We start from the raw sequence: 20,383 nt of genomic DNA on the forward strand, positions 1-20,383 counted from the left end.
ACTGATAGATTGTTATTTGCAGAAGCAATAAGAAAAGAAGAGTTTTAAGCAGGTACAAACTTTTGCGGAAAAACAAAAAGGTGACAGGTAGAATACGCGGCCAAACGTTCGAAATTTAGATAAAACTGAAGATTGCTGTGATATTAAAAAAGCCAAGCCCCCTTGCTCTACGTATATTCCAAAGTGCGGTACCCCGACTTTCTCTCGTGGTGGCTGTCTTAATCATTGCTTCTGCAGCGACTGTCTCAGCAACAGCTGCGCCTATCGCTCTCCCCGCGCTACCAGAGCCAGTTTCAAACAATGCCGTAGCTTCTGTAACCATAGAAGACACACAATATGTATTTAGTTTTATGGGACTGGGCAAAGGCAAAACCCATAAAGACGTACACAACCGTGCTTGGCAGCTTGTGATTAACAACAACGATAAACCTTCGCAATGGCAAGCCCTTCCCCCAGTTCCATCAAGTCTTGCGCTAAAAGGCCGCTTGGCATCAATAGCAGTGGGCGTTAATGACAGCGTTTATATTTTTGGCGGTTACACGGTTGATAAAGACCATAATGAAATTAGCACCCCAGATGTTTATAAATTCTCGCCTGTAGCTGGGGAATATACGCTGTTGGCGCCTATGCCCGTCCCTGTTGATGATGCAACTGCTTTAGTTTACCAAGACCGTTACGTGTACTTAATTTCTGGCTGGCACAACGATGGGAACGTAAACCTTGTGCAGGTTTACGATACGCAAACAGGCCAATGGCAACAGGCGAGCCCTTTTCTTGGCAGTCCGGTATTCGGGCAAGCTGGCGGCATCGTTAACAGCACTATGGTAATTTGTGACGGCGTATCAGTAACACCTCACAGCGATAAACGCCGCAGCTTCGCGCCAGAAACTGCCTGCTTTAAAGGTGATATTGACAAGGAAAATCCATTCAAGATTGATTGGCGTACGCTTGACCATCCAACGGGTACTGCGCGCTATCGCATGGCCGCAGCGGGCGATAACGCCACGAATAAAATCTATTTTGTGGGCGGTTCAACTAATCCGTACAACTACAATGGCATTGGCTATAACGGCGAGCCTTCAACTGCAGATGAAGCCATCTGGATCTTTGATATTGCGGAAGAAACCTGGGTTATATTAAAAACAGATGCTGAAGTGCCTACAATGGATCACCGCGGGTTAATTAACGTTAATGGTTCGTGGAGCACCATTGGCGGTATGTTTGGCGCACAGCACGTGATCAGTAAAGTAATCCCGCACTTTTCAACACCTGCAGAAGTGTACTGTCCATCTAAAAGCCAGGCTAGCTCTGACGTTTCAAAACAAGCATTGAATGGGCAAGCTGTTGAAGTAGTGAAAACTGCCTCAAATTCAAAGTGCCAACACAACAACGACATAAACGGAGAAAAATAAACAGTGAAATCTAAGCATGCACAGGTTCATTTTAATGAGAGCGGTACGCCTGTCGCCGACCATTTTGACGACGTTTATTTTTCTAACGACAGCGGAATTGATGAATCCCAACACGTTTTTGTTGCAGGCAACGACCTTGCTGATCGCTGGCAACAGTGGCCCAACCCTACTTTTGTTATCGCCGAAACAGGTTTCGGAACTGGGCTGAACTTTTTGGTCGCCATGCGTGCCTTTAACGAGTTTAGAGCAGCGAACCCTGACCATCCGTTAAAGCGCCTGTATTTTATCACCACGGAAAAGTTTCCACTGCCTCAACAGGATATGCACCGTGCGCTAGAAGCTTTTCCTGCTCTTAAAGACGAAGCGCAAGCACTCGCCTCACTTTACCCCATGGGCCTAGAAGGTTGTCATCGCCTTCATTTTGATAACCATTCAACCACACTCGACTTGTGGATTGGTGATGTTCACGAACTTCTACCTCAGTGGCATTCCCCTGAAAATGGCCTCATCGATGCCTGGTTTTTAGATGGTTTTGCGCCTAGCAAAAACCCTGATATGTGGACAGATGCTCTGTTTAGCCAAATGGCTCGCTTGTCAAAAACCGGAACTACCTTTGGAACCTTTACCGCCGCAGGAATCGTAAAGCGTGGGCTAGCTGGAGTGGGTTTTACCATTAAAAAACGCAACGGTTTTGGCCGTAAGCGCGACATGCTGACCGGCGTTTTTAACCAAGACAATGAGAATGTGCAGCATAAACTTCGCCTGCCTGCTGGCCCCTACTATAGGTACGCGAACGACAGTTTAGATAAAACAAGTAGAGTCGCGGTAGTAGGCTCCGGCCTTGCAGCAGCTACGGCATGCTTGGCTTTAGTAAAACGCGGCATTAGCACTACTTTGTATTTTGATGGTGACACCCTTGCAAGCGGCGCTTCTGGCAACCCGCAAGGCGGCTTTTATCCGCAGCTCCATAGCGAAGCAAGTATTGCCAGCCGCATTCAGGCGCATAGTTTTTTGTATGCTAGACAAGCCTACGACCACACTATTGAACATGCAAAAGCCTGTGGCCTAGCCGACGTTGCCCATGATTTCTGTGGTGTTATTCAACTAAGCTTTAACGACAAGGTAGCAGAACGCCAAAATAAATTGGCTGCTGCCGACGTATGGCCTGAAGCTTTGATCAAGCCGGTGAACAGCAAAGAAGTGAGCGATATCGCTAACCTAGCTCTTCCCTACTCTGGCTTATACATCGGCCTCGGCGGATGGATTTCTCCTCCACAGCTAGTTACTACCATGATTGAAGAAGCACTTCAAAGTGGCAAACTCGAGCTGAAACCCAATCATACCTATGTATCTCATGAGGCAGTTGAGACAACAAAGCAGCGGGTGCGGATTCGTTTTAACTTAGGTTGCGCTGAGAGTGAAGAAGTTATTACTGCCGATCACCTTATCCTTGCCCTTGGTGCAGGTGCGGTAAACGCTAGCGATTTTAACAGCCTGTCCCTTCGCCCCGTTCGCGGCCAGGTTGAAGCTATTCCCACCCAAATGCCAATTGACCAGCTTAACACTGTGTTGTGTCACAAAGGCTATATGACACCTGTATTCGAAGGTCGGCATGCGTTAGGTTCAACCTACGTTAAAAACGACTTAAGTACCGATGTAAGAAGCGATGAAACTGAAATGAACCTCGCCACCCACGAACAGGCGCTGGCAAATACCGACATCGTGCAAGCATTACAACATGACGGTAAAGCCAGAGCGGCTACGCGCTTAGGTTCACCCGACCACCAGCCAGTTGTCGGTGCACTGCATGATTTTAATGCGCTGAAAAAACACTACGATATGTTAGGCGTGGGCAAGCCGTTGACTAGCGCGCCAGTGTTGCCAACCAGCGTGGTTTCCACCCTTACTTGCCTTGGGTCACGAGGGTTAACCACAGCGCCTTTAATGGCAGAGGTCTTGGTGAGCAGTCTATGTAAGGAGCCGCTACCTTTAAGCAATGTTCTGCTTAATGCTGTAAACACAAGCCGCTTTATGACTCGCGAAGCGATTAGAAGTCAGGGTTAATAAACGGAGAGGTTTTTGCGAAAATTCTCCTGTCCTTAAACACAATAGATCGGATATTTAGAGGTTTTAAAGCGAACATGAAAGGAGTTCGCTTTGAAAAAACAGAGCGCAATGGAAGTAAATGGCTAGTTTACGCTAGCCATTTTATTTAAATCCATCACGATAAAAGCAGGAATGTATACGTTGGCGCTTGCCACCACTTGTTTATTTTCCAGCGACACGATACGGGCGTTTACGCGGACGCCTCTGTCATCTTCAATGATGGTGCCAGTTACAACATGGTCCATTTCAACCTGTTTAGCGAGTGCAGTACCATCTCGAGTAAGTACGAAATCGCCAATTGGCGTTACGGTAATGCCACCTGCAAGCTTAAAGTCGACAACCGCTAACCCAAAGTCTTGTAGCTCGGCTATTAGATACTCTGAAAGCTGATTGCCTAACACGGTGCTGTCGCTCAACGACTGATTAAGCCTCACAAAACTCGCCACACCCACCATATCTTGCTGCGTAAGACGGGTTGCATTGTCCATTAACTCCATCGCAAGTTGCGAGGCGTAATCATTTAAGCGCTTGTGCGTTTGTGAAGGGGAATAGCCATGGTGTAGTGGGTCTTTATAGCCGGGTTCGACTTCCACGTGCTGTTGATATTGTCTATCGCGAGAATCTGGTGTGTACTCCAGCCCTGAACGGCTTGGTACAGGCACTGGCTCGGCGTGATGAGTAATTTCACCGTCTTCACCTAACCAAAATGAGCCAATAGACTCTGTGCTAGTGCACCCTGTCATACATACACTCAGCATTACGCCAACGGCTGCCCAACTGCTTGACACAAGCTTCTTTGTAAACACCATGCTGAAACTCCTAGCCGCGACTTAGCTTAACGCCATCGCGCATACCGTTTTGCTGGCTACCGTCACTTGGAATAAGTGCATCTACTACGTAGAACGGCACTAACATTTGCGCAGTTGCCACAACTGCGCGCGACTCCATGCCTAAAATACGGGCGTTAACTAACACGCCACCTTGGTGCTTGGTCATTGTTCCGGTTAACACGTATTCAATAGGAAGGCTGCTGCTCAATTCCAAATAGTCTCGGCTTAATACAAAATCGCCATCGTCAGTAATACGAATATACTCAGTGGCTTTGAAGTCGATAACCGGCACGCGGAATTTATGCAGTTCGTGAACAAAAGATTCCGCCATCTGACGACCAAGCAAATCTGTTTTCTGCAAGTCAGTATCTAGTAGTGCGAAATGGGTTACACCAATAGGTGTCTTGTTATTCACATATTCCATATTGGCAATTAAGTCTTGCGCCATGTTCTTCACATAGTCGCCAATATGCTTGGTTAGAGGTCGACCCTTATACGCGCCCTGTACGCTCGAATACAAAGGAGGTTGACCGATAGCGCCGTACGCGTCCATACCCTGAGACTGGGTATCACTGGTATTTTCAACTGGCTTTGAGGGAGCGCGGTCGGCGGCAGTAATATCAATCACGTTCATGGCCGGGCGCTGAGGCGCTTGTTCGGCTACCTCTTCTTCCCCCATCATCATAGAGCACCCGCTAACGCTTAGCAGTGAAGCACAAAGCGAAAGCGCCGCGTATTGATTTCGTCTTTTCATGGGGTTACCTCGTACCTTCAGTTCTGTATAACTTGCCGTTTCTGGTTGTTACTTGTTCTTCGCGCCAAAACAGTTCGGCAGGGAAAAAGCGTGTTGCTGCAGCGACAATGTTTTTATTTCTAGCGTTGATAATTCGAGCGTTAACCACCGCGCCAGACTCTTGATACACCATAGTGCCGGTTATATAAAAATCGACGCGCTCAATGTTGGAAAGCTGGTCGATATCGCGGGTTAATACTCTGTCGCTTTCGTTACTAACAATTATATCGTTCGAAAGCTTAAATTCTTGAGTAGAAAAGCCTCTTTTCGTGGCCTCAGTAATCATTCCCTGTTCAAGTTGATGGCCCAACAACATTAGCGGATGTTGATGACCAGCACTGTATTTCATAGTATCGGCAGGTACAAAGCCGACTACCGCATAGCGAGACTGACGTGCTGGACCCACATCAGCAAAAAGTTCGTTCGCCAACATATAGGTATGGTATTCCACATTCCCCAATGCCGATACATCGCTGGCATCGGTTTGCGCAAATTGACTCTTAGGTTCGTCAGATGAAGAGCAACCAGAGAGTAAGCCCAAGATAAGCGCGGTATATGCCAAGGCTTTCGCAACTAAGCGACCATTTTCTGTCAGCAAAGCGTGAGAGACAGGTTTTGTCATACTTTTCATTACACATGTCCAGTGAAAAACGTCAAATTTCTATCGGAATGAAGTAAAAACTCATTGAAAAACAGTGATCAGCTACTACGCAAACCGACATTTTCAGTGTCTTTAGACAGGCTTTTGCAAAATTCACACCAAAGAGAGACTACAAGTAGCATTGAGAACGCTACTTTTAAGCGTGTTAGATAAGGCGGCTAATTTCAGGGAGATATAGTTTTTCAGTGCTGAAGGAATTTAATATCCATCGCCATCCAATTCATGAAAAGCGGAGGCGACTTGCCGCCTTAGGACAGAAAGCTGCCGATAATTAAATAGGCAATGATCACAATGCCAAGTGATTAAAAAAGCTTGAGAACTCCCGGGACTCTCATGCCACGTTAATGACCAAGTAGCTAAATAAACCTACACATGCCTAAACCTAAGCTCTGACCATCGCGAGGTTTAAAGCCAAACTTAAGATAAAAACTCTCTTTTCCATGCGCAGCCAACAGGCCAATGGTTGCGCCAGGTGCGCAGCAAGACTCCAAATGTGCAATCAACGTGTTCATTATTTTCGAGCCCAAGCCTTTATTCTGATGTTCTGGATGAATAATGACGTCTTGAATATAAAAATACATTGCGCCATCGCCAATCACCCGACCACAGCCTACAAGGTTGTTGTCGAGGTAAATTGTTGCCCAAAACAACGAGGCATCAATACTTTTTTGAACAACCGATAAACACGGGTTACTCCATCCAATCAATTTTCTCAGACTGGTAAAGTCTTCAGCTGACGGAGGACTTTCTTTAACGGTGTAATTGGTATGCATCATTCGTCATTCCGCCCCTCGTTTTCGCAAAAGCTAGCTACCTAATTCGGTAATGTGAAGTAGTTCGCCCGACGGGCCCCATAGATAGAAAACACTTCCCCAATGTTGTTGCTCAATTGATGAAATTTTCGTTTTATGTAACGAGCGCGAGCACAAATCAAAAGCGTCCTGAATGTCTGCTACACATATTTGTAGCATAAAGTTATTCGCCAATTCAGGATTATAAAAGCGCTGAAGAAAGAAGAGACAATCACCATTTTCAAACAGTGTTAGGTCTTCATTTACGTATTCTGCATTAAATCCAATCTCAGAATAAAATGCTTTAGAAATGTCGTAGTTTTTGCTTGGAATAAAAGTCTTAATATCTATGACGTCCATATCTTGAGATCCCTCGCATTTCGCTGCTTTAAATTTAAGTCGTGGCTAAATGGCAATAACAGCAAGCATGTCTTCGCCATCTTCATCTAACCCCACTTCTTCGAAACCAAAGCTTGAATAGAAGGCTTTGGCGACAGGATTCTTGGGGTTATAGCATATCTCTATCTGTTTGAGCTCAGAAGTTTGCTTTATAAGCGTGATAGCTTGAGATAAAGCAACTCTGCCAATTCCATTATTCTGATGGCTCTCATCAATCATAAAGCGCCAAATGGACACTTTGGTTGGCGTTTCCTGAACCCACATCAAGAACCCTACGGGCTGGTCGTTGCAATAAATGGCTTTGCAGGTATGGTTCTCGTTGTAGAAAGACTCAACCAACGACCACATATTGCACGCTACAAACGCTTGTTGATCATCCGCCACATCCAAGTCACAAACCTGCTCATAGTTAGATTTGTTTATTTCTTCCAGTGAAATTTTCATCCTGTCTTCTTTTTCCGGTTAATTATTAAGAACAAATAAATAATTGTGGCTGTTTTGGTATTTTAAACTTTCTTATCAGCAATTGAGGTAAGTAATTTCGTTGTTCATTGTGATATGTTGTTCTTGGTTCGTGTTTTAACCTTTATAAAATAGTGACACGCTTTACAGGAACTGTTGGTTAAGAGCATAAGGAATAGCGCTTTTTGACAGAGGTAATCTTCCCCACAACAAGCACAATCTCTTTCAGTTATTGAAATAAGGATATTTATATTGAAAAAACTCTCTTTTGTTTTGACCGTAGTATTGTTCACTACTGTGGGTTACTTTATCGGTTCGTTAACCAGTGAGCCACGTATTCAGAAGAAAGACCAAGCAACTAACCTGAACAATACAGCAGTTCCCCACGCGGATAAGTCAGATTCAACTTCGTCCCAAGAACACACTTCAGCGGAAGAACTTATGGTGATGAAAATTGATACTGACGCTGAGCTAAAAAATGAAAAACTAACTAGTGATGAAACCAATGTTCATCCTCTAATTGAACCAGAAGAATCAATTGACGATACAAGTCACATTTTGAAGGTCAATAACGACGTTGCCATATTGGATACTGAGCGTTTAGGCTCTTTAACTATTACAGAATTAAGAGGACTCGTAGAGACAATAAAGTTCGCTCCCAAAACTAGTGAGACCCTTTTAATAGAGAACGAACTGCAAGATTCACTCTACGACAGACTAGAAGAGCACGACGCAGCACTGTATCGAGAGGCCGTTTGTAATAACGACCTTTGTGCAATAGAGGTGGCGTCAGGTAATTTGGAAATATTAAATAGTCTAGTTGATGACTTAATGTTTGATGCAGACATATCCGCCAGTATGCAAGGAGGCTTTGTTAGGCTGTACAGTGAAGATAATCAACACTTTGCTACATTTCTTGGCGTTAGAAAAGGTAAGGCATCAACCGTAAGAATCGCCAACTAAATGCTCTCTAATTGCTTATTTTACGAATCAACGCCTCACTGTTGTCAGGCTCTGTCTAGCATTCTGCAGCTTTCACTTTTATTCATCGCTCGATCAATTCAATAGTTCTAAGGACAAGACGAGCTTTAGTATCATAGCTGAAAGGTACAGCCCAACGCCAAATACGACGTGATTAATAATACTGTGTAACCGAGCGGTATTAGGGTTAGGCGTTTTCGATGCGGCAACACCAGCGCCCATACCTGGCTGCAATATAAAGAACGGTGCAACGACCGTAGCGATACCGAGCGCCACTGCTGGACCTAGCGTCGGTTCGAACAACCAAGATTCTCCGCATATGAAAATAAGCAGTGCTGCATAGGCAATTCCAATTAGGTAATGGGCTGTCCACCCAATAGTACTTTCCCCGTGAACAGCATGGGCACTTGAAATAGAAGTATGACGAAACTGCCCTTTTCTCATGTGCCCTATCCAGCGCCCCACCATGCCCCAATTGGTAGGGGCAATACCAAACAATTGCTTTCTCAACAAGGCCCATAAATCCATCACTAAAGTAGCTCCAATACCTATCAGCAAGATAAAAACAATACTCTCCATATTCACTCTCAATAACTAGTTTCAATTAACATGAGATGCTAGCCTACAACTTCAAGTTAACTTTAAGTCAAGCATTCCTTTGGGAAAAAGTATGGAAATATCTCAGGTCGCCAAAAAGTCAGGAGTGTCGGCATCAACACTGCGCTTTTATGAAGAAAAAGGCCTTATCAAATCTATTGGTCGACAAGGTATACGTCGCGTATTTAGCTCAAACGTACTAGAGCGCCTTGAATTAATCGCACTAGGCCGCGCAGCAGGTTTTTCACTGGAAGAAATTGCAGGAATATTAGGAACCGATGCAAAGCCTGATATAGATCGCGATCTACTACTTAAAAAAGCGAACGAATTAGATGAAACAATCAAAAAATTAGAAGCAATGCGTGATGGTCTGCACCATGCAGCTGCTTGCACAGCACCGAGTCATTTGGAATGTCCGAGGTTTCGTCGATTGATGAACCTTGCCAGTACGGGGGCATTAAAGGGTTTAAAAACGAGTAAAAAGTAATGGGCTCAAGCTAAATAAATTGGCATTGGCTCTGCGTTGATTAAATAATAGAGCTAGCGTCATTTTTATTGTCGTAAAAGTATGATTGACCCAACACAACAACAAGTCTAAGGTAATGATAGTGTTTATAAATCAGGCAGAATAAGGATATCAAACAATGCTTAAACACTTTTTGTTCTTACTTTCGGTTTTAGCAATTCTACAGGTTAACGCCGCATCAATTTCATACTTCCCTTGTGCAAAACAGGAATGTGTTAAACGCTTCAAAGATATTAAAGTAAGCGCTCGCAAGCACATAAACGCAAATATTATATTGGGAGATATGTACCTTAATGGTTACGGAACCAACGAAAGCAAAAGTAAGGCATTGAAAGCCTTTAGGAAAGCCGGTAGCTGGGGTTCTGTAGAGGGAAATTATAAAGCAGGACTATTAATTATCTCTGACGACAGCCTAGCTGATAAAGAAAAAGGCTTATACTTCCTTAGGGATTCGGCCAAGAGTGGTCACAAAAACGCGGTTTATTTTATGGCTGAGATCTTGTCCAACTCAAGCTATGGTATACAAAATCTAGAGCAAGCTGACTTTTGGTTAGCTAAAGCAGCTGAGCAGCGCCATGAGCAGGTTCCTCAAATAATTGCTAGATTAAAGTCGGAGCAAAAGTTCAACGAACAAAACTTCCCACAAACGGTAGTGGTACTCGAAGTATTAACAGCCGAAAGCCCTGATGAACAAACCCCACTTGGCCACCCAGCAGGCGCGTTAGCTCCAAATGGGGACGAGATTGAAGTCGTTACCGTTCAAACACCCAAACTTGGCGACCTCATTGATACAGGTATCGAATACTATCAAAGCGCACCAATCTCCATCACAAAAAACACCACGGGCACAAGAATTAAGGGCCGTAGTTGTCAGGATAAAGCCAACGCATGCTCTGACATACCCACTGACCAATTCATACGCTATTACTGGCAATTTCTTATGAGTGATTTCTAAAATAAGTTAACGTATATATTTTATAAAGCGCCCGGTTTATCACTTCATCGGGCGTTTTGTAAAAAACGGCTAGATTTTCCCGTAGATGTTTTCAGCAAAGTATATTTGGTAGCAACTTCTGTAAGTACTAGTGCGGTTACAAATCGCACTTGTTCTAGGCGAAAATCAATCACTTCTAGAAACTAATAAGAATCTGTAGCGCCATTCAAACAAACCAAGCATCGCTACAAATATGCTCTCAGCACTAATAAATAGCAGTGCGAATATACTTGCTGGTTCGTAAAAAGTGAGAAGAATCCCCACACATGTAATCACCCAAAGAAAGTTGGCACTTGCTAAAGCTGCTACTTGGTTAAGTGATCTATTGCGTATAAGGGCAAGCCTCAATGCGTATATGCCATAGCATACATTAGCACCCGCTAAGAATAGAATTAGCCCTTTCGGCAGTTGGTAGAAGTCGCTCACTATATCTTGGAAAAGAAGAAGCAATAGGCCAACACTCGTTCCTGCAAAACCATCAATATGAAGTATGTATTTACCTAAAAAAGCTATCATCCTTGCATTTGCACCTACAGCAACTTCTCGTGAGGATTAAGAAAAAACATTTTTTTCCAACCTTGAGTTTCAGACGTCGCTTTCCATGGCAAAGGAATAAGAGAAACTACCGAGTAGTGAAGGTGGGGCTGCTTACCTTTGGCATTACCACTATCGCCAAGGGTTCCCACTTTATCTTTTTGTGACAACCAAGCTCCTTTCTCAACTGTAACTTCTTGCATGTGAGCGTAATAATGCACACGCCACTTTGGGCCTAGAACCGCGACAACGTTTCCTCCTTTTCCCAATTCGCCTGTGTAGATAACATAACCTGTGGTGGCGGATTGAACAGGTGTACCTTTTGCCCCAAAGATGTCTACCCCTTTGTGCACACCAGAGCTGCCCCATGGCTCATACCAAAACGTATTGTGATTCCAGTCGGCAGAGGATGCCCCCTCTACTGGAATTACAAGTTTTTCTGGCATTGCTAGCCCCGCGCAAATGATTACCAGAAAAATTAGTAGAATTGATATAATCGCTTTTTTCACAAAAGCTCCTTTTTGTGGATAGCACCTTTTGAAGGTTGGTTTCTCAGACACGGAAAAACACTTTATTGAGGAATTACCTTTTAGCTACCTCAAAATGGCAAAAATATGGCTATCGTAAAACCGTCCATTTTTAAAAATGGCGCGTTGCAATATCGCTTCTTGCTTAAACCCTGCATCTAACAGCAGCTTTTGCGAAGCAAGATTGGATGAAAATACGCAGGCAAAAATGCGCTCTATACTTGTGTTTGAGAAAGTAAGGGCGATAATTTGGCGCAGCGCGTCACGCATAATTCCTTTTCGCCAATGTGATGAACAAAGCCAGTATCCGACCTCTCCGGCTCTTTCATATTCAAAGTTTCCTGGGTTAACACCAATACACCCTACTAACTCGCCATCGTACTCTACAGCTCTTATAAAACCCTCTTTGCTCCCCTCTTGAATCCACCATGTGGCATCTTCTTTTGTATAAGGGCTGGGAATTTTTGTCGACAGAAATTGCGTGACCGACGGTTGATTCAAAATATCTACCAGTCTACCTACATCGCTCATTTTAAAATCTCTGAGTGTTATCACGCGCGTTACTTCCCACCCGCTAAATCAATAAACGACCCTGTAACATATGAAGACTGAGGTGATAGAAGCCAGGCTATCGCCTGTGCGACTTCATCTGCTGTACCGCCCCGCTGCATAGGAATTTGTGAGCTTAACCGTTCTACTCTGCCAGGTTCACCACCATCGGCATGAATGTCTGTTTTAATAAAACCAGGCCGGACGCTGTTTACACGAATGTTCTTCGTAGCAAGTTCTAATGAAAGCCCTTTGGTGAATGAATCCATTGCCCCTTTCGACGTCGCATAGTCGACGTATTCAAAAGGAGCACCAGTACGAGAGGCAATGGACGAAACATTAACGATTGCGCCCCCTGCAACGTTTTGTTTTACAAAAGCCTTCGAACACAAGAATGCGCTAAGCACATTGGTATTAAGTACTTTGGTGAAGCGCTCTGCAGTGACGTTAATTAACTCAGTTTTGGTGAATAAAACACCCACATTGTTAACCAAATGCGTTATTTCACCCCATCGGCCGTTCACAGTCTCAAACATGTTCAGCACTTGCGCTTCATCTGAAACATCGGCTTTATGAGCAAATGCAACGCCACCGTTGTCAGCTATCGACGCGCACACCCTATCCGCAGCATTTTTATCTGATAGGTAATTAACGCAAACCTTATAATCGTTACTTCCCAACAATTTAGCAGTTGCGGCACCGATACCACGACTAGCACCTGTGACAATAACTACCTTGCCCACAATTTGATTCCCTTAACTGGCCATTGAACGTGGCGCTAACTTTATAAGACTAACTTACCAGCTAGTTCTGGCTTCAGAAAGTCTTATTCACCATTGACACGTAATCAGAAAACTTCACAATGGTTCTACTTTATATTCACTCGCGATCATTAATGCTGTACCTTTCTGAATTTCAAATAAAGCTTTCTAATCAATACATTACTCCTGCATTTTCGCTAGCGCTCTGTACTGAAAGTGCGCCGTCCCACTTCCTTATTGCAGGTAGAAACAGTAGCGGAAAGTCACTCTTAATTTCCGCGCTTGCCGGTAGTGGGAAGGCAGCAAGCGGTAGTCGTGAATGTAGTTCGGTTGTTGCAGAGGTTTCGGTTTTTAAACAGCAAGCGATAATTGAAGAAGAAAAACAAAAAGACAGTGCAGATATTCTAGACGTAATAGCTGAGCCAACACAGGTTCGCGAACTATTCGCACAGACTAATGAGGATTATAAAAACCACCCTTATTACGACGAACTCGCCTCTGCGCTTAGAATTGAGCATCTGCTAGATAATGGGTTTCTTTCACTTTCAACAGGTGAAACCCGCAAGATTATTATCATGTTAGCATGGTTAAGTAATGCCTCTATTATTTTGCTTGATGAACCCTTCGAAGGTTTAGATGTTGAAGCGATAAGCGCATTTAGTCGCTTTCTTGTCTCTCAGCAGCAAGCTTCTTTAGTACTTACCGCCAACAAACTCGCAGATATTCCCAAGAATATACAAGCTCAGTTGATTGTCATGGATGACTTGGCTATTACGTGGAAATCTGAAGATAAACTTAACTATGACGGTTTGCGCTCAGAACTAAGCACTTGGTTTGCACTAGAGTCTGATGATATCGATGTTCCCTCAGCCCTAAACGCTAAAGACAAACACGGCGATGACCCCAATTGCAATGACCGAAACCTCAATGAGCAAAACAGTGAGTTAGATTCACTACCTCATACCTTAATTCAGCTTAAAGATGGGTTCGTGCGCTTCGATGAGCGAACCGTATTTGAACAGCTTAACTTTACGCTTAACAAAAATGAGCATTGGCAGATCACTGGTCCAAATGGGTCAGGAAAAACCTGTTTGCTTCAAATGTTTACTGGTGATAATTCCCATTGCTATACCAACGATTTAACAATGTTTGGCATAAAACGTGGCACAGGCGAGAGCATATGGGACATTAAAAAGCACATTGGAATTATGTCGAATGCGCTCCACATGCAGTACAAAGTGAATGCAAGTGTTGAGCACGTTATCATTTCAGGCTTTCACGACAGTATTGGTCTGTACACTCGCCCCACGCTAGCGGAACGCATGGTGGCAGAGCAGTGGCTTGAAGTACTGGGTTTGAAACAGAAAAAGAACACGCCGTTTCAGTCACTGTCTTTTGGTGACCAGCGATTAGTACTTATTGCACGTTCTATGGTTAAGCACCCCGCCGTGCTTATTTTGGATGAACCTTGCAATGGTTTAGACGACTTCAACCGCCAAAAAGCGCTTAAGCTTATTGATATATTGGCTAAAGCAGGCACAAGTACACTGCTGTATGTAAATCACCATACAGAAGAACGCATTCCTAGCATTCACAATACGTTAAATATGAAAGACTATAATGTTTAAGGGTATATGTTGAAAACCTTGGCTTTTCAAGTTTTCGCTAAAAAGGTGTGGCACTTGCCTGTAAGACAACTCGCCTTAAAGCTGGAAGCTTAAAAGCGAATATTTAAGAAGATTAGCGAGGCTAGGTACCGAGAGAGAAAAAAGCGCTATCACAAGGGAAAACTCATGGAAAAAGTGATAGCGCCGAAGTAACCGAGGGTGAGGTACAATAAGTACTCAAAAACTACATGGGATCCAGGGTAAGCAACACGCGATGAGTACCAGGGATGACTTTGCAGGACCGATGCACGGCGGCAAATTCTTCATGGCCCTGCCACGACTTGCCTTTAAGTAAACCCACATCAAACGCGTTCATTTGCCTAACGCTGCTCTCTCGATAGTGTTGGCCCAACCTATTCTTGGTAAGCCCTTGTGTATTCGCGTCGTTAAGACCAATTATTGGGCGCGTAACCACACTTTCTTTCGGCAGCCACTCTGTACCTTCGCCTAAATAAGTATTCACCAACCGAACAGGAATATTGTCCACATGAAAGCTTGGGCACATTGCTGATGAAAGGGGCACTAACCTTACACCCACACTGTCACAGTCAAATAGCGTGGTGAGCATGTCAGACAGCAAATAAATATCGTCAATGGCAGCCTGCTTTCCGGCATTATTTCTTCCATCAGGTAAAAGCTTTGCGACTTCCTCTTTCAGTGATGTTAAAGAGAAAACACCGCGAATCCCCATTCCTAATGATTTAAAAACGTCGACATAATATTGCGTGACAAGTGGTACTTCGGGCCTTGTCCATACCGCAACGCTAATCCCTTTATCAAAGATATCGCCCAACACCATAGCATCGGCGCTTGAACGCCAAGAGTCGCTGTGTTCAAAGGAAGTATTGTAGTCTTGTAACGCCTGCATATTAGTGCTCCCACGCAGGAAATGGGTCAGGCATTTCAGCCCAAACATGATGACCTTGAATAAGCTGTTCGTCTGTTAACAAGCAACGATCTAACCGCTCGATAATGTCGTTTTTATTAAGCCCTTGTCCAATGAACACCAGTTCTTGACGCATGTCACCGAAGGGCTCCATCCATTGTTCTTCAATCGCTTTAAGGTATTCAGGGTCTTCAGGCCACTGCTCTTTGGGTACGGCTTTCCAAAACAGCCCAGCAGCCCCGTATCTCGCCATACCGCCAGCTTGGCTCCAGCTGCCAGCTAATTGAGGTCGTGTTGCCAGCCAGAAGAAGCCTTTTGAACGAATTAACTTACCTGCAATGTCTTTACTATGAATAAAATCATAAAACTTCTGCGGATCGAACGGACGTCGCGCTTCGTACGAAAAGCTGCTTATACCAAACTCTTCAGTCTCTGGTACGTGCTCGCCACGCATTTCTTTCAGCCAACCGGGCGACTGCTGAGCACGCTCGAAGCTAAACCGCCCTGTGTTCAGCACTTTGTCGAGGGGCACTTTTCCATGCTCGATAGGAATTTGAATAGCCTCGGTATTAAGGGTTTGCAGAATACTTTTAAGGCGCGCCAACTCTTGTTCAGAGACTAAGTCGGTTTTGCTTATTAGCAATATATCAGCAAATTCCACTTGTTCGACCAACAAGTCTGCCACGCTTCGCTCATCTTCCTCCCCCAAGCTCTCACCCACTTCGTTGAGAAACTTAGCTTCGTCATAGTCTTTAAGAAAATTCAATGCGTCGACAACGGTAACCATCGAATCGAGGCGTGATATTTCCGACAAGCTTTTACCGTCTTCATCGGCAAACGTAAAGGTCTCAGCTACAGGCAAAGGCTCCGAAATACCTGTAGACTCTATTACCAGATAATCGTATTTACCTTCATGCGCTAAACGCTCTATCTCTTCAAGCAAGTCTTCTCGCAACGTGCAGCAAATACAGCCATTGCTCATTTCAACCAGCTTTTCTTCAGCTCGATTAAAGCTAATTTCATTTTTCACCGTAGCAGCATCGATATTGATTTCACTCATATCGTTAACAATGACGGCTACTCTTAATCCATCACGATTATTCAGAATATGGTTTAGAACCGTGGTCTTACCGGCGCCTAGAAAGCCCGAAAGGACGGTAACGGGAAGCTGAGTTTGAATTGACATAACGACTCGCTAAGTTTCATTTTAAATCTCGAATTTAATAAATGTTATAACATAACAATTAAAATGAAAATAACGATATGATTAATTTATTGCAAAACGCTTGCGGTATTCCACCGGACTAAGCCCATACTCTTTACGGAATATCTTCCTAAACGCATTGACGTTTTGATAGCCCACGTTGAATGCAATATCAGCAATACTACGCGTAGATACTTCAATTTGCTGACAAGCATGATGAAGTCTCAGCTTCTGCAGATAGTCGATGACTGACATACCTAACGCTTGCGTAAATCTTCGCTGTAAGGTTCGCTGACTAACGAAAGTGTGGCTAGCTAAATCGCTAAGAGAAATTGGCTGACTGTAATGGTTTTCCAAGTAATTTTGCGCTTTAACAACGAGAGCATCGCCATGATCTTTTTTAGGTGAAAACTGGTGATAAAAGCCTTGTTCCCTGTAACCTGTATCCACCACCATCTCTTTAGAAAGATTCAAGGCAATGGTGGGTGAACTTAAGGTCGATATGATTTCAAACACAAGATCAATCCACGCCATTCTTCCACCAGCTGTTATTACACCCTCCCCGTTTACCACGATAGCCTTAGCATCTAGCTTTGCTGTGGGAAAGGTTGCCATGAAGTGATTGGCAATTCGCCAGTGTGTAGTACACACTTTGTTATCTAAAAAGCCCCCTTTGCCAAGAATAAATGCACCTACGCAAGCAGATGCGAGCAATGCACCTTGGGACTGCATGACTTCCATATAGTTGATAAGTGATGTGAAGTCATGTTCAAAAAATGTTTCACTCATGCTTGGCGGCAAGATGACGACATCAACCAGTGCATTTGAATTTAACTGTTCCGCTTTGTAAATACTCGCGCTAAATGCCACATCAGCGTTGATTTGCTCACACATCGTATTTGCTAACTCTAACATCTCAACGATGCCGTAAAGCGCAGATTGGCTTGCGGTTGGATAGTTTATTACTGCTATTTTTATTTCTTTCATCGTTTCATTGTCGTTCTGTGTACGCTGTCGCATTTGGCGCGCTTTTTGTCACTATCGTCACTCTCTATTACACGTGAAAACCCGCAAAATAGTCAATATCGAGTAAGCACAACTTAAACCGTGCTAGAGACTATTTCTTGGAAAAAGAGGGTAAGACCGTGGTTAAACAAGCACTTATTGTTATAGATATTCAAAACGATTACTTTCCTGAAGGGAAGTATCCTTTACACAAACCAGAGCTTGCGATGCAAGAAACACTTAAAGCGATGGCTATTGCAAAGGAAAAGAGCATTCCGATTATTCACATACAGCACCTTGTGCCTGTTGAGGCCGGAGAAGGGTTGTTTTTCTATGAAGGATCTCATGGCGCTGAAATTCATAAAGAGGTGATAGCCGCTGCCCCGGATGCGCCCATCATCACAAAGCAACACGCCGATTGTTTTGAAAACACCAATTTAGACGAAACCTTACAGTCATTGGGCGTGGATGAAATTCTTCTTGCAGGTATGATGACCCACAACTGCGTAACTCACACAGCATTATCACCAGCTGCTGCCAAGTATTCCCCCAAAGTCATTGAACCTTGCACCTGCACGCGTGACGCCATTGGTCATCTATTGGCGCTGGATTCTATGCAAGTGCGCGGTATTGACATTGTATCGATTGAAACCGCATTCGCTTAGCTTCGACTTGTTTCGCTCATCACGCTGTTCGACTACTTGATGAGCGCTAACACTTCTCGGAACTTTGGATGTTGGCATGATTTTAAAAGGCCAAAAAGTGTCATCTCAAAACTGCTGATCCGTGCGCCCTGCTCACGCATATTTTGGATGGCGAGCACAGCATTTGAAGACTCTCTTGAAGAAATGCAGTCCTGTATTACTTCCACAGTGTGATTATTTTCCAATAAACCCGTTACCGTTTGATAAACGCATACGTGCGCTTCAATTCCCACAACCAGCCATCGACTTAATTCCATTTCACCAATGTACGCCAGTATTTCGGACGAACACTGGTCAGTACCCGCTACAGCGTTAAAAGTAAACTTCTTAAAGTGAGAATCGCTTGCGACATGAGTTTCAATTTCAGGGACCGTTTTCCCCAAGCCTTCAGGATTTTGCTCAAGTACAACTACGGGAATATTGAGCAATTTACAACACTGTATTAGCTTCACCGTTTTGCAGATCATTGTCTGACTATCATTGACTTTTCGAGCCAGCGCGCCCTGAACATCTACGATCAACAATCCTACCTTTTCTTCGTCTAAATGCATCATTCACACCGCTTGTATTTAAGTTGTGGCTTCATATTCGGCTCTATTCGCTTTGTTTGACGGCGTTAAATTGCTCTCTAAATCCTCACACAAACCGCAATACCAAGGAAATAATGACACCGGTTACGATAAGCTGAACCAAGCAAAAGCCCATAATGTCTTTTGCTTTCAGGCCGGCTATGGCAAGTACGGGTAGCGCCCAAAATGGCTGAATCAAATTAGTCCACGCATCACCCCACGCTACCGCCATGGCAACTCTATTTATTTCGGCTCCAAGTTCAGCGGCAGCAGGCAAGATTACTGGGGCTTGCACTGCCCACTGCCCTCCACCCGACGGCACAAAGATATTAACAATGCCTGCGCTAATAAAACTCCATACTGGCAGCGATTCTGCAGATGCAAAGCTAATCAGCCATTCTGACATGGTTTGGGCCAACCCTGATTGAACCATTACCGCCATGATCCCCGCATAAAATGGGAACTGTATAACAATACCACTACCGCCCTGAACGGCTTGCTGCAGGCTGTGCAGTACATTGCGTGGTGTACCGTGAAGAACAATAGCGAGAAAGAGAAATAGCGTATTAACGATATTGAGATTAAGCCCGCCCCCTGAAACAAAGTAGTTGGTGAGATAAGCAAGCCCTGCAAAGCCTACGAGTAACCCAAGCACCATGCTGTTTTCAAGTTTGTCGGCGGGCCGCTCGTTCGTTGCCGACGGCAAAGCGTCGTCTTGTAGCTTGGCGCTATCGACAATAATGCTTTCAGATTCAGGCGGTAACATTAAACGATTAACAAGAGGAATAATCACGAACATGATTGCCAATAACAGCAAATTAAACCCACTGAAAATAGTCTCTCCAGTGCCAACTACGCCAATTTGTGCTTCTGAAAAATGACCCGGCGTTGCAATAGTTAAGGGCACAGAGCCCGCTAAACCGCCATGCCATACAATAAAGCCTGAGTACGCGCTTGCCACCAATAACCGATAATCAACCGACACTTTTCTTGCTAAGGCTTTAGCAAACAACGCACCCACAACAAGACCAAAGCCCCAGTTTATCCAGCTTGCGATAAGCGACACCAACGTGACCAGCACAATGGCGCTCCCAGGGCTTTTTGCTAAGCTCGCAAGCCTCTCAAGTAAGGATTTTACTAACGGCGTGCATGCCAGCATAAACCCAGTGACTAGCACTAAGAGCATTTGCATTGAAAATGTGAGCAGCCCCCAAAATCCGTCACCCCACTGTTGAATAGTTGTAAGTGGAGACTGATTTTGAATGACCACTGCAAACGCAAACGTAATTAGGGTGAGTAATAAAACGAAAATGTAGGGGTCAGGAAGATATCGTTCGACGAGTTTGACGAAGGGTTTTGATGCTCGGTTTAGCATTAACGCTCTCACAACATGTTAAAAACTTGTTGCATATTAACGCGTTTATT

General features: G+C 44.2%; 22 protein-coding genes and 1 pseudogene. 7 read left to right on the forward strand and 16 right to left on the reverse strand.

All coding sequences use genetic code 11. The features are described 5' to 3' along the window. The first annotated feature begins 137 nt into the window (after positions 1-137). Positions 138-1,412 (forward strand): Kelch repeat-containing protein, encoded by a 1,275-nt coding sequence (locus AWH61_RS14970; RefSeq protein ID WP_075177489.1) that lies wholly within the window; start codon positions 138-140, stop codon positions 1,410-1,412. A 3-nt stretch (positions 1,413-1,415) separates the two neighbouring features. Then, complete coding sequence (gene mnmC, locus AWH61_RS14975) at positions 1,416-3,476, forward strand: bifunctional tRNA (5-methylaminomethyl-2-thiouridine)(34)-methyltransferase MnmC2/FAD-dependent 5-carboxymethylaminomethyl-2-thiouridine(34) oxidoreductase MnmC1 (RefSeq protein ID WP_075177490.1); 2,061 nt, start codon at positions 1,416-1,418, stop codon at positions 3,474-3,476. Between the two features lie 125 nt (positions 3,477-3,601). Here the strand turns inward: mnmC and AWH61_RS14980 are convergent, their stop codons facing one another. The 6 genes and pseudogenes from AWH61_RS14980 to AWH61_RS15005 all read right to left on the reverse strand — a co-directional run bounded on the left by AWH61_RS14980 (position 3,602) and on the right by AWH61_RS15005 (position 7,436). Continuing rightward, complete coding sequence (locus tag AWH61_RS14980) at positions 3,602-4,327, reverse strand: FlgO family outer membrane protein (RefSeq protein WP_049587774.1); 726 nt, start codon at positions 4,325-4,327, stop codon at positions 3,602-3,604. A 10-nt stretch (positions 4,328-4,337) separates the two neighbouring features. Further along, on the reverse strand, positions 4,338-5,102 hold the full coding sequence (locus tag AWH61_RS14985) for a FlgO family outer membrane protein (RefSeq protein WP_014949957.1): 765 nt from the start codon (positions 5,100-5,102) through the stop codon (positions 4,338-4,340). 4 nt (positions 5,103-5,106) lie between these two features. Continuing rightward, entirely contained in the window at positions 5,107-5,772 is a 666-nt protein-coding gene (locus AWH61_RS14990) for a FlgO family outer membrane protein (RefSeq protein ID WP_075177491.1), read from the reverse strand. A gap of 386 nt (positions 5,773-6,158) precedes the next feature. Next, the gene (locus AWH61_RS14995) at positions 6,159-6,578 is read right to left on the reverse strand and encodes a GNAT family N-acetyltransferase (protein WP_075177492.1); all 420 of its coding nucleotides are present in this window, start codon (positions 6,576-6,578) and stop codon (positions 6,159-6,161) included. After that, positions 6,575-6,953, reverse strand: a pseudogene (locus AWH61_RS15000) (VOC family protein). The gene AWH61_RS14995 and the pseudogene AWH61_RS15000 overlap by 4 nt, the downstream one beginning before the upstream one ends. A gap of 45 nt (positions 6,954-6,998) precedes the next feature. Beyond that, complete coding sequence (locus tag AWH61_RS15005) at positions 6,999-7,436, reverse strand: GNAT family N-acetyltransferase (protein ID WP_014949962.1); 438 nt, start codon at positions 7,434-7,436, stop codon at positions 6,999-7,001. A gap of 270 nt (positions 7,437-7,706) precedes the next feature. Here AWH61_RS15005 and AWH61_RS15010 point away from each other — a divergent pair, with 270 nt between their 5' ends. Next, entirely contained in the window at positions 7,707-8,417 is a 711-nt protein-coding gene (locus AWH61_RS15010) for a hypothetical protein (RefSeq protein ID WP_075177493.1), read from the forward strand. Positions 8,418-8,510: 93 nt separating this feature from the next. Here the strand turns inward: AWH61_RS15010 and AWH61_RS15015 are convergent, their stop codons facing one another. Then, entirely contained in the window at positions 8,511-9,014 is a 504-nt protein-coding gene (locus AWH61_RS15015; protein WP_075177494.1) for a DUF2938 domain-containing protein, read from the reverse strand. A gap of 91 nt (positions 9,015-9,105) precedes the next feature. Here AWH61_RS15015 and AWH61_RS15020 point away from each other — a divergent pair, with 91 nt between their 5' ends. Further along, positions 9,106-9,519 (forward strand): helix-turn-helix domain-containing protein, encoded by a 414-nt coding sequence (locus AWH61_RS15020; protein WP_075177495.1) that lies wholly within the window; start codon positions 9,106-9,108, stop codon positions 9,517-9,519. 157 nt (positions 9,520-9,676) lie between these two features. After that, positions 9,677-10,513: a tetratricopeptide repeat protein gene (locus AWH61_RS15025; protein ID WP_075177496.1), complete on the forward strand. Its 837-nt coding sequence runs from the start codon at positions 9,677-9,679 to the stop codon at positions 10,511-10,513. Positions 10,514-10,678: 165 nt separating this feature from the next. On the opposite strand, the gene AWH61_RS15030 is transcribed toward AWH61_RS15025, so the two are convergent. From AWH61_RS15030 to AWH61_RS15045, 4 genes are all read right to left on the reverse strand, one after another. Then, a complete protein-coding gene (locus AWH61_RS15030; RefSeq protein ID WP_075177497.1) occupies positions 10,679-11,068 on the reverse strand; it encodes a hypothetical protein in 390 nt (129 codons plus the stop codon). Positions 11,069-11,082: 14 nt separating this feature from the next. After that, positions 11,083-11,595 carry a M23 family metallopeptidase gene (locus tag AWH61_RS15035; protein WP_502686373.1) on the reverse strand — a complete coding sequence of 171 codons (513 nt, stop codon included), beginning with the start codon at positions 11,593-11,595 and terminating at the stop codon, positions 11,083-11,085. 84 nt (positions 11,596-11,679) lie between these two features. Further along, a complete protein-coding gene (locus AWH61_RS15040) occupies positions 11,680-12,168 on the reverse strand; it encodes a GNAT family N-acetyltransferase (RefSeq protein WP_075177498.1) in 489 nt (162 codons plus the stop codon). Positions 12,169-12,173: 5 nt separating this feature from the next. After that, a complete protein-coding gene (locus tag AWH61_RS15045) occupies positions 12,174-12,905 on the reverse strand; it encodes an SDR family oxidoreductase (protein WP_075177499.1) in 732 nt (243 codons plus the stop codon). 119 nt (positions 12,906-13,024) lie between these two features. Here AWH61_RS15045 and AWH61_RS15050 point away from each other — a divergent pair, with 119 nt between their 5' ends. After that, positions 13,025-14,551: an ATP-binding cassette domain-containing protein gene (locus tag AWH61_RS15050; protein WP_075177500.1), complete on the forward strand. Its 1,527-nt coding sequence runs from the start codon at positions 13,025-13,027 to the stop codon at positions 14,549-14,551. A 223-nt stretch (positions 14,552-14,774) separates the two neighbouring features. On the opposite strand, the gene AWH61_RS15055 is transcribed toward AWH61_RS15050, so the two are convergent. From AWH61_RS15055 to AWH61_RS15065, 3 genes are all read right to left on the reverse strand, one after another. Beyond that, positions 14,775-15,458 (reverse strand): DUF1826 domain-containing protein, encoded by a 684-nt coding sequence (locus AWH61_RS15055; RefSeq protein ID WP_075177501.1) that lies wholly within the window; start codon positions 15,456-15,458, stop codon positions 14,775-14,777. A gap of 1 nt (position 15,459) precedes the next feature. Then, positions 15,460-16,662, reverse strand: coding sequence for a zinc metallochaperone GTPase ZigA (gene zigA, locus AWH61_RS15060; RefSeq protein ID WP_075177502.1), 1,203 nt, complete (start codon positions 16,660-16,662; stop codon positions 15,460-15,462). Positions 16,663-16,743: 81 nt separating this feature from the next. Beyond that, positions 16,744-17,700 (reverse strand): GlxA family transcriptional regulator, encoded by a 957-nt coding sequence (locus AWH61_RS15065; RefSeq protein WP_075177503.1) that lies wholly within the window; start codon positions 17,698-17,700, stop codon positions 16,744-16,746. A gap of 125 nt (positions 17,701-17,825) precedes the next feature. On the opposite strand from AWH61_RS15065, the gene AWH61_RS15070 reads away from it, so the two are divergent. Further along, complete coding sequence (locus AWH61_RS15070; protein ID WP_039225252.1) at positions 17,826-18,350, forward strand: cysteine hydrolase family protein; 525 nt, start codon at positions 17,826-17,828, stop codon at positions 18,348-18,350. A gap of 32 nt (positions 18,351-18,382) precedes the next feature. On the opposite strand, the gene AWH61_RS15075 is transcribed toward AWH61_RS15070, so the two are convergent. After that, positions 18,383-18,943: an isochorismatase family protein gene (locus tag AWH61_RS15075; RefSeq protein WP_249922659.1), complete on the reverse strand. Its 561-nt coding sequence runs from the start codon at positions 18,941-18,943 to the stop codon at positions 18,383-18,385. A gap of 82 nt (positions 18,944-19,025) precedes the next feature. Next, a complete protein-coding gene (locus AWH61_RS15080) occupies positions 19,026-20,333 on the reverse strand; it encodes a short-chain fatty acid transporter (protein ID WP_075177504.1) in 1,308 nt (435 codons plus the stop codon). Between the last annotated feature and the right edge of the window lie 50 nt (positions 20,334-20,383).

Source organism: Alteromonas sp. W12 (assembly GCF_001924945.1).
Classification (GTDB): domain Bacteria; phylum Pseudomonadota; class Gammaproteobacteria; order Enterobacterales; family Alteromonadaceae; genus Alteromonas; species Alteromonas macleodii.

Bases quoted from the DNA above. Each gene is read 5' to 3' on its own strand.
- AWH61_RS14980 (WP_049587774.1), bottom strand. From the start codon at position 4,327: ATGGTGTTTACAAAGAAGCTTGTGTCAAGCAGTTGGGCAGCCGTTGGC.
- AWH61_RS14985 (WP_014949957.1), bottom strand. From the start codon at position 5,102: ATGAAAAGACGAAATCAATACGCGGCGCTTTCGCTTTGTGCTTCACTG.
- AWH61_RS14990 (WP_075177491.1), bottom strand. From the start codon at position 5,772: ATGAAAAGTATGACAAAACCTGTCTCTCACGCTTTGCTGACAGAAAAT.
- AWH61_RS14995 (WP_075177492.1), bottom strand. From the start codon at position 6,578: ATGATGCATACCAATTACACCGTTAAAGAAAGTCCTCCGTCAGCTGAA.
- AWH61_RS15005 (WP_014949962.1), bottom strand. From the start codon at position 7,436: ATGAAAATTTCACTGGAAGAAATAAACAAATCTAACTATGAGCAGGTT.
- AWH61_RS15015 (WP_075177494.1), bottom strand. From the start codon at position 9,014: ATGGAGAGTATTGTTTTTATCTTGCTGATAGGTATTGGAGCTACTTTA.
- AWH61_RS15020 (WP_075177495.1), top strand. From the start codon at position 9,106: ATGGAAATATCTCAGGTCGCCAAAAAGTCAGGAGTGTCGGCATCAACA.
- AWH61_RS15025 (WP_075177496.1), top strand. From the start codon at position 9,677: ATGCTTAAACACTTTTTGTTCTTACTTTCGGTTTTAGCAATTCTACAG.
- AWH61_RS15030 (WP_075177497.1), bottom strand. From the start codon at position 11,068: ATGATAGCTTTTTTAGGTAAATACATACTTCATATTGATGGTTTTGCA.
- AWH61_RS15050 (WP_075177500.1), top strand. From the start codon at position 13,025: ATGGTTCTACTTTATATTCACTCGCGATCATTAATGCTGTACCTTTCT.
- AWH61_RS15055 (WP_075177501.1), bottom strand. From the start codon at position 15,458: ATGCAGGCGTTACAAGACTACAATACTTCCTTTGAACACAGCGACTCT.
- zigA (WP_075177502.1), bottom strand. From the start codon at position 16,662: ATGTCAATTCAAACTCAGCTTCCCGTTACCGTCCTTTCGGGCTTTCTA.
- AWH61_RS15065 (WP_075177503.1), bottom strand. From the start codon at position 17,700: ATGCGACAGCGTACACAGAACGACAATGAAACGATGAAAGAAATAAAA.
- AWH61_RS15075 (WP_249922659.1), bottom strand. From the start codon at position 18,943: ATGATGCATTTAGACGAAGAAAAGGTAGGATTGTTGATCGTAGATGTT.
- AWH61_RS15080 (WP_075177504.1), bottom strand. From the start codon at position 20,333: ATGCTAAACCGAGCATCAAAACCCTTCGTCAAACTCGTCGAACGATAT.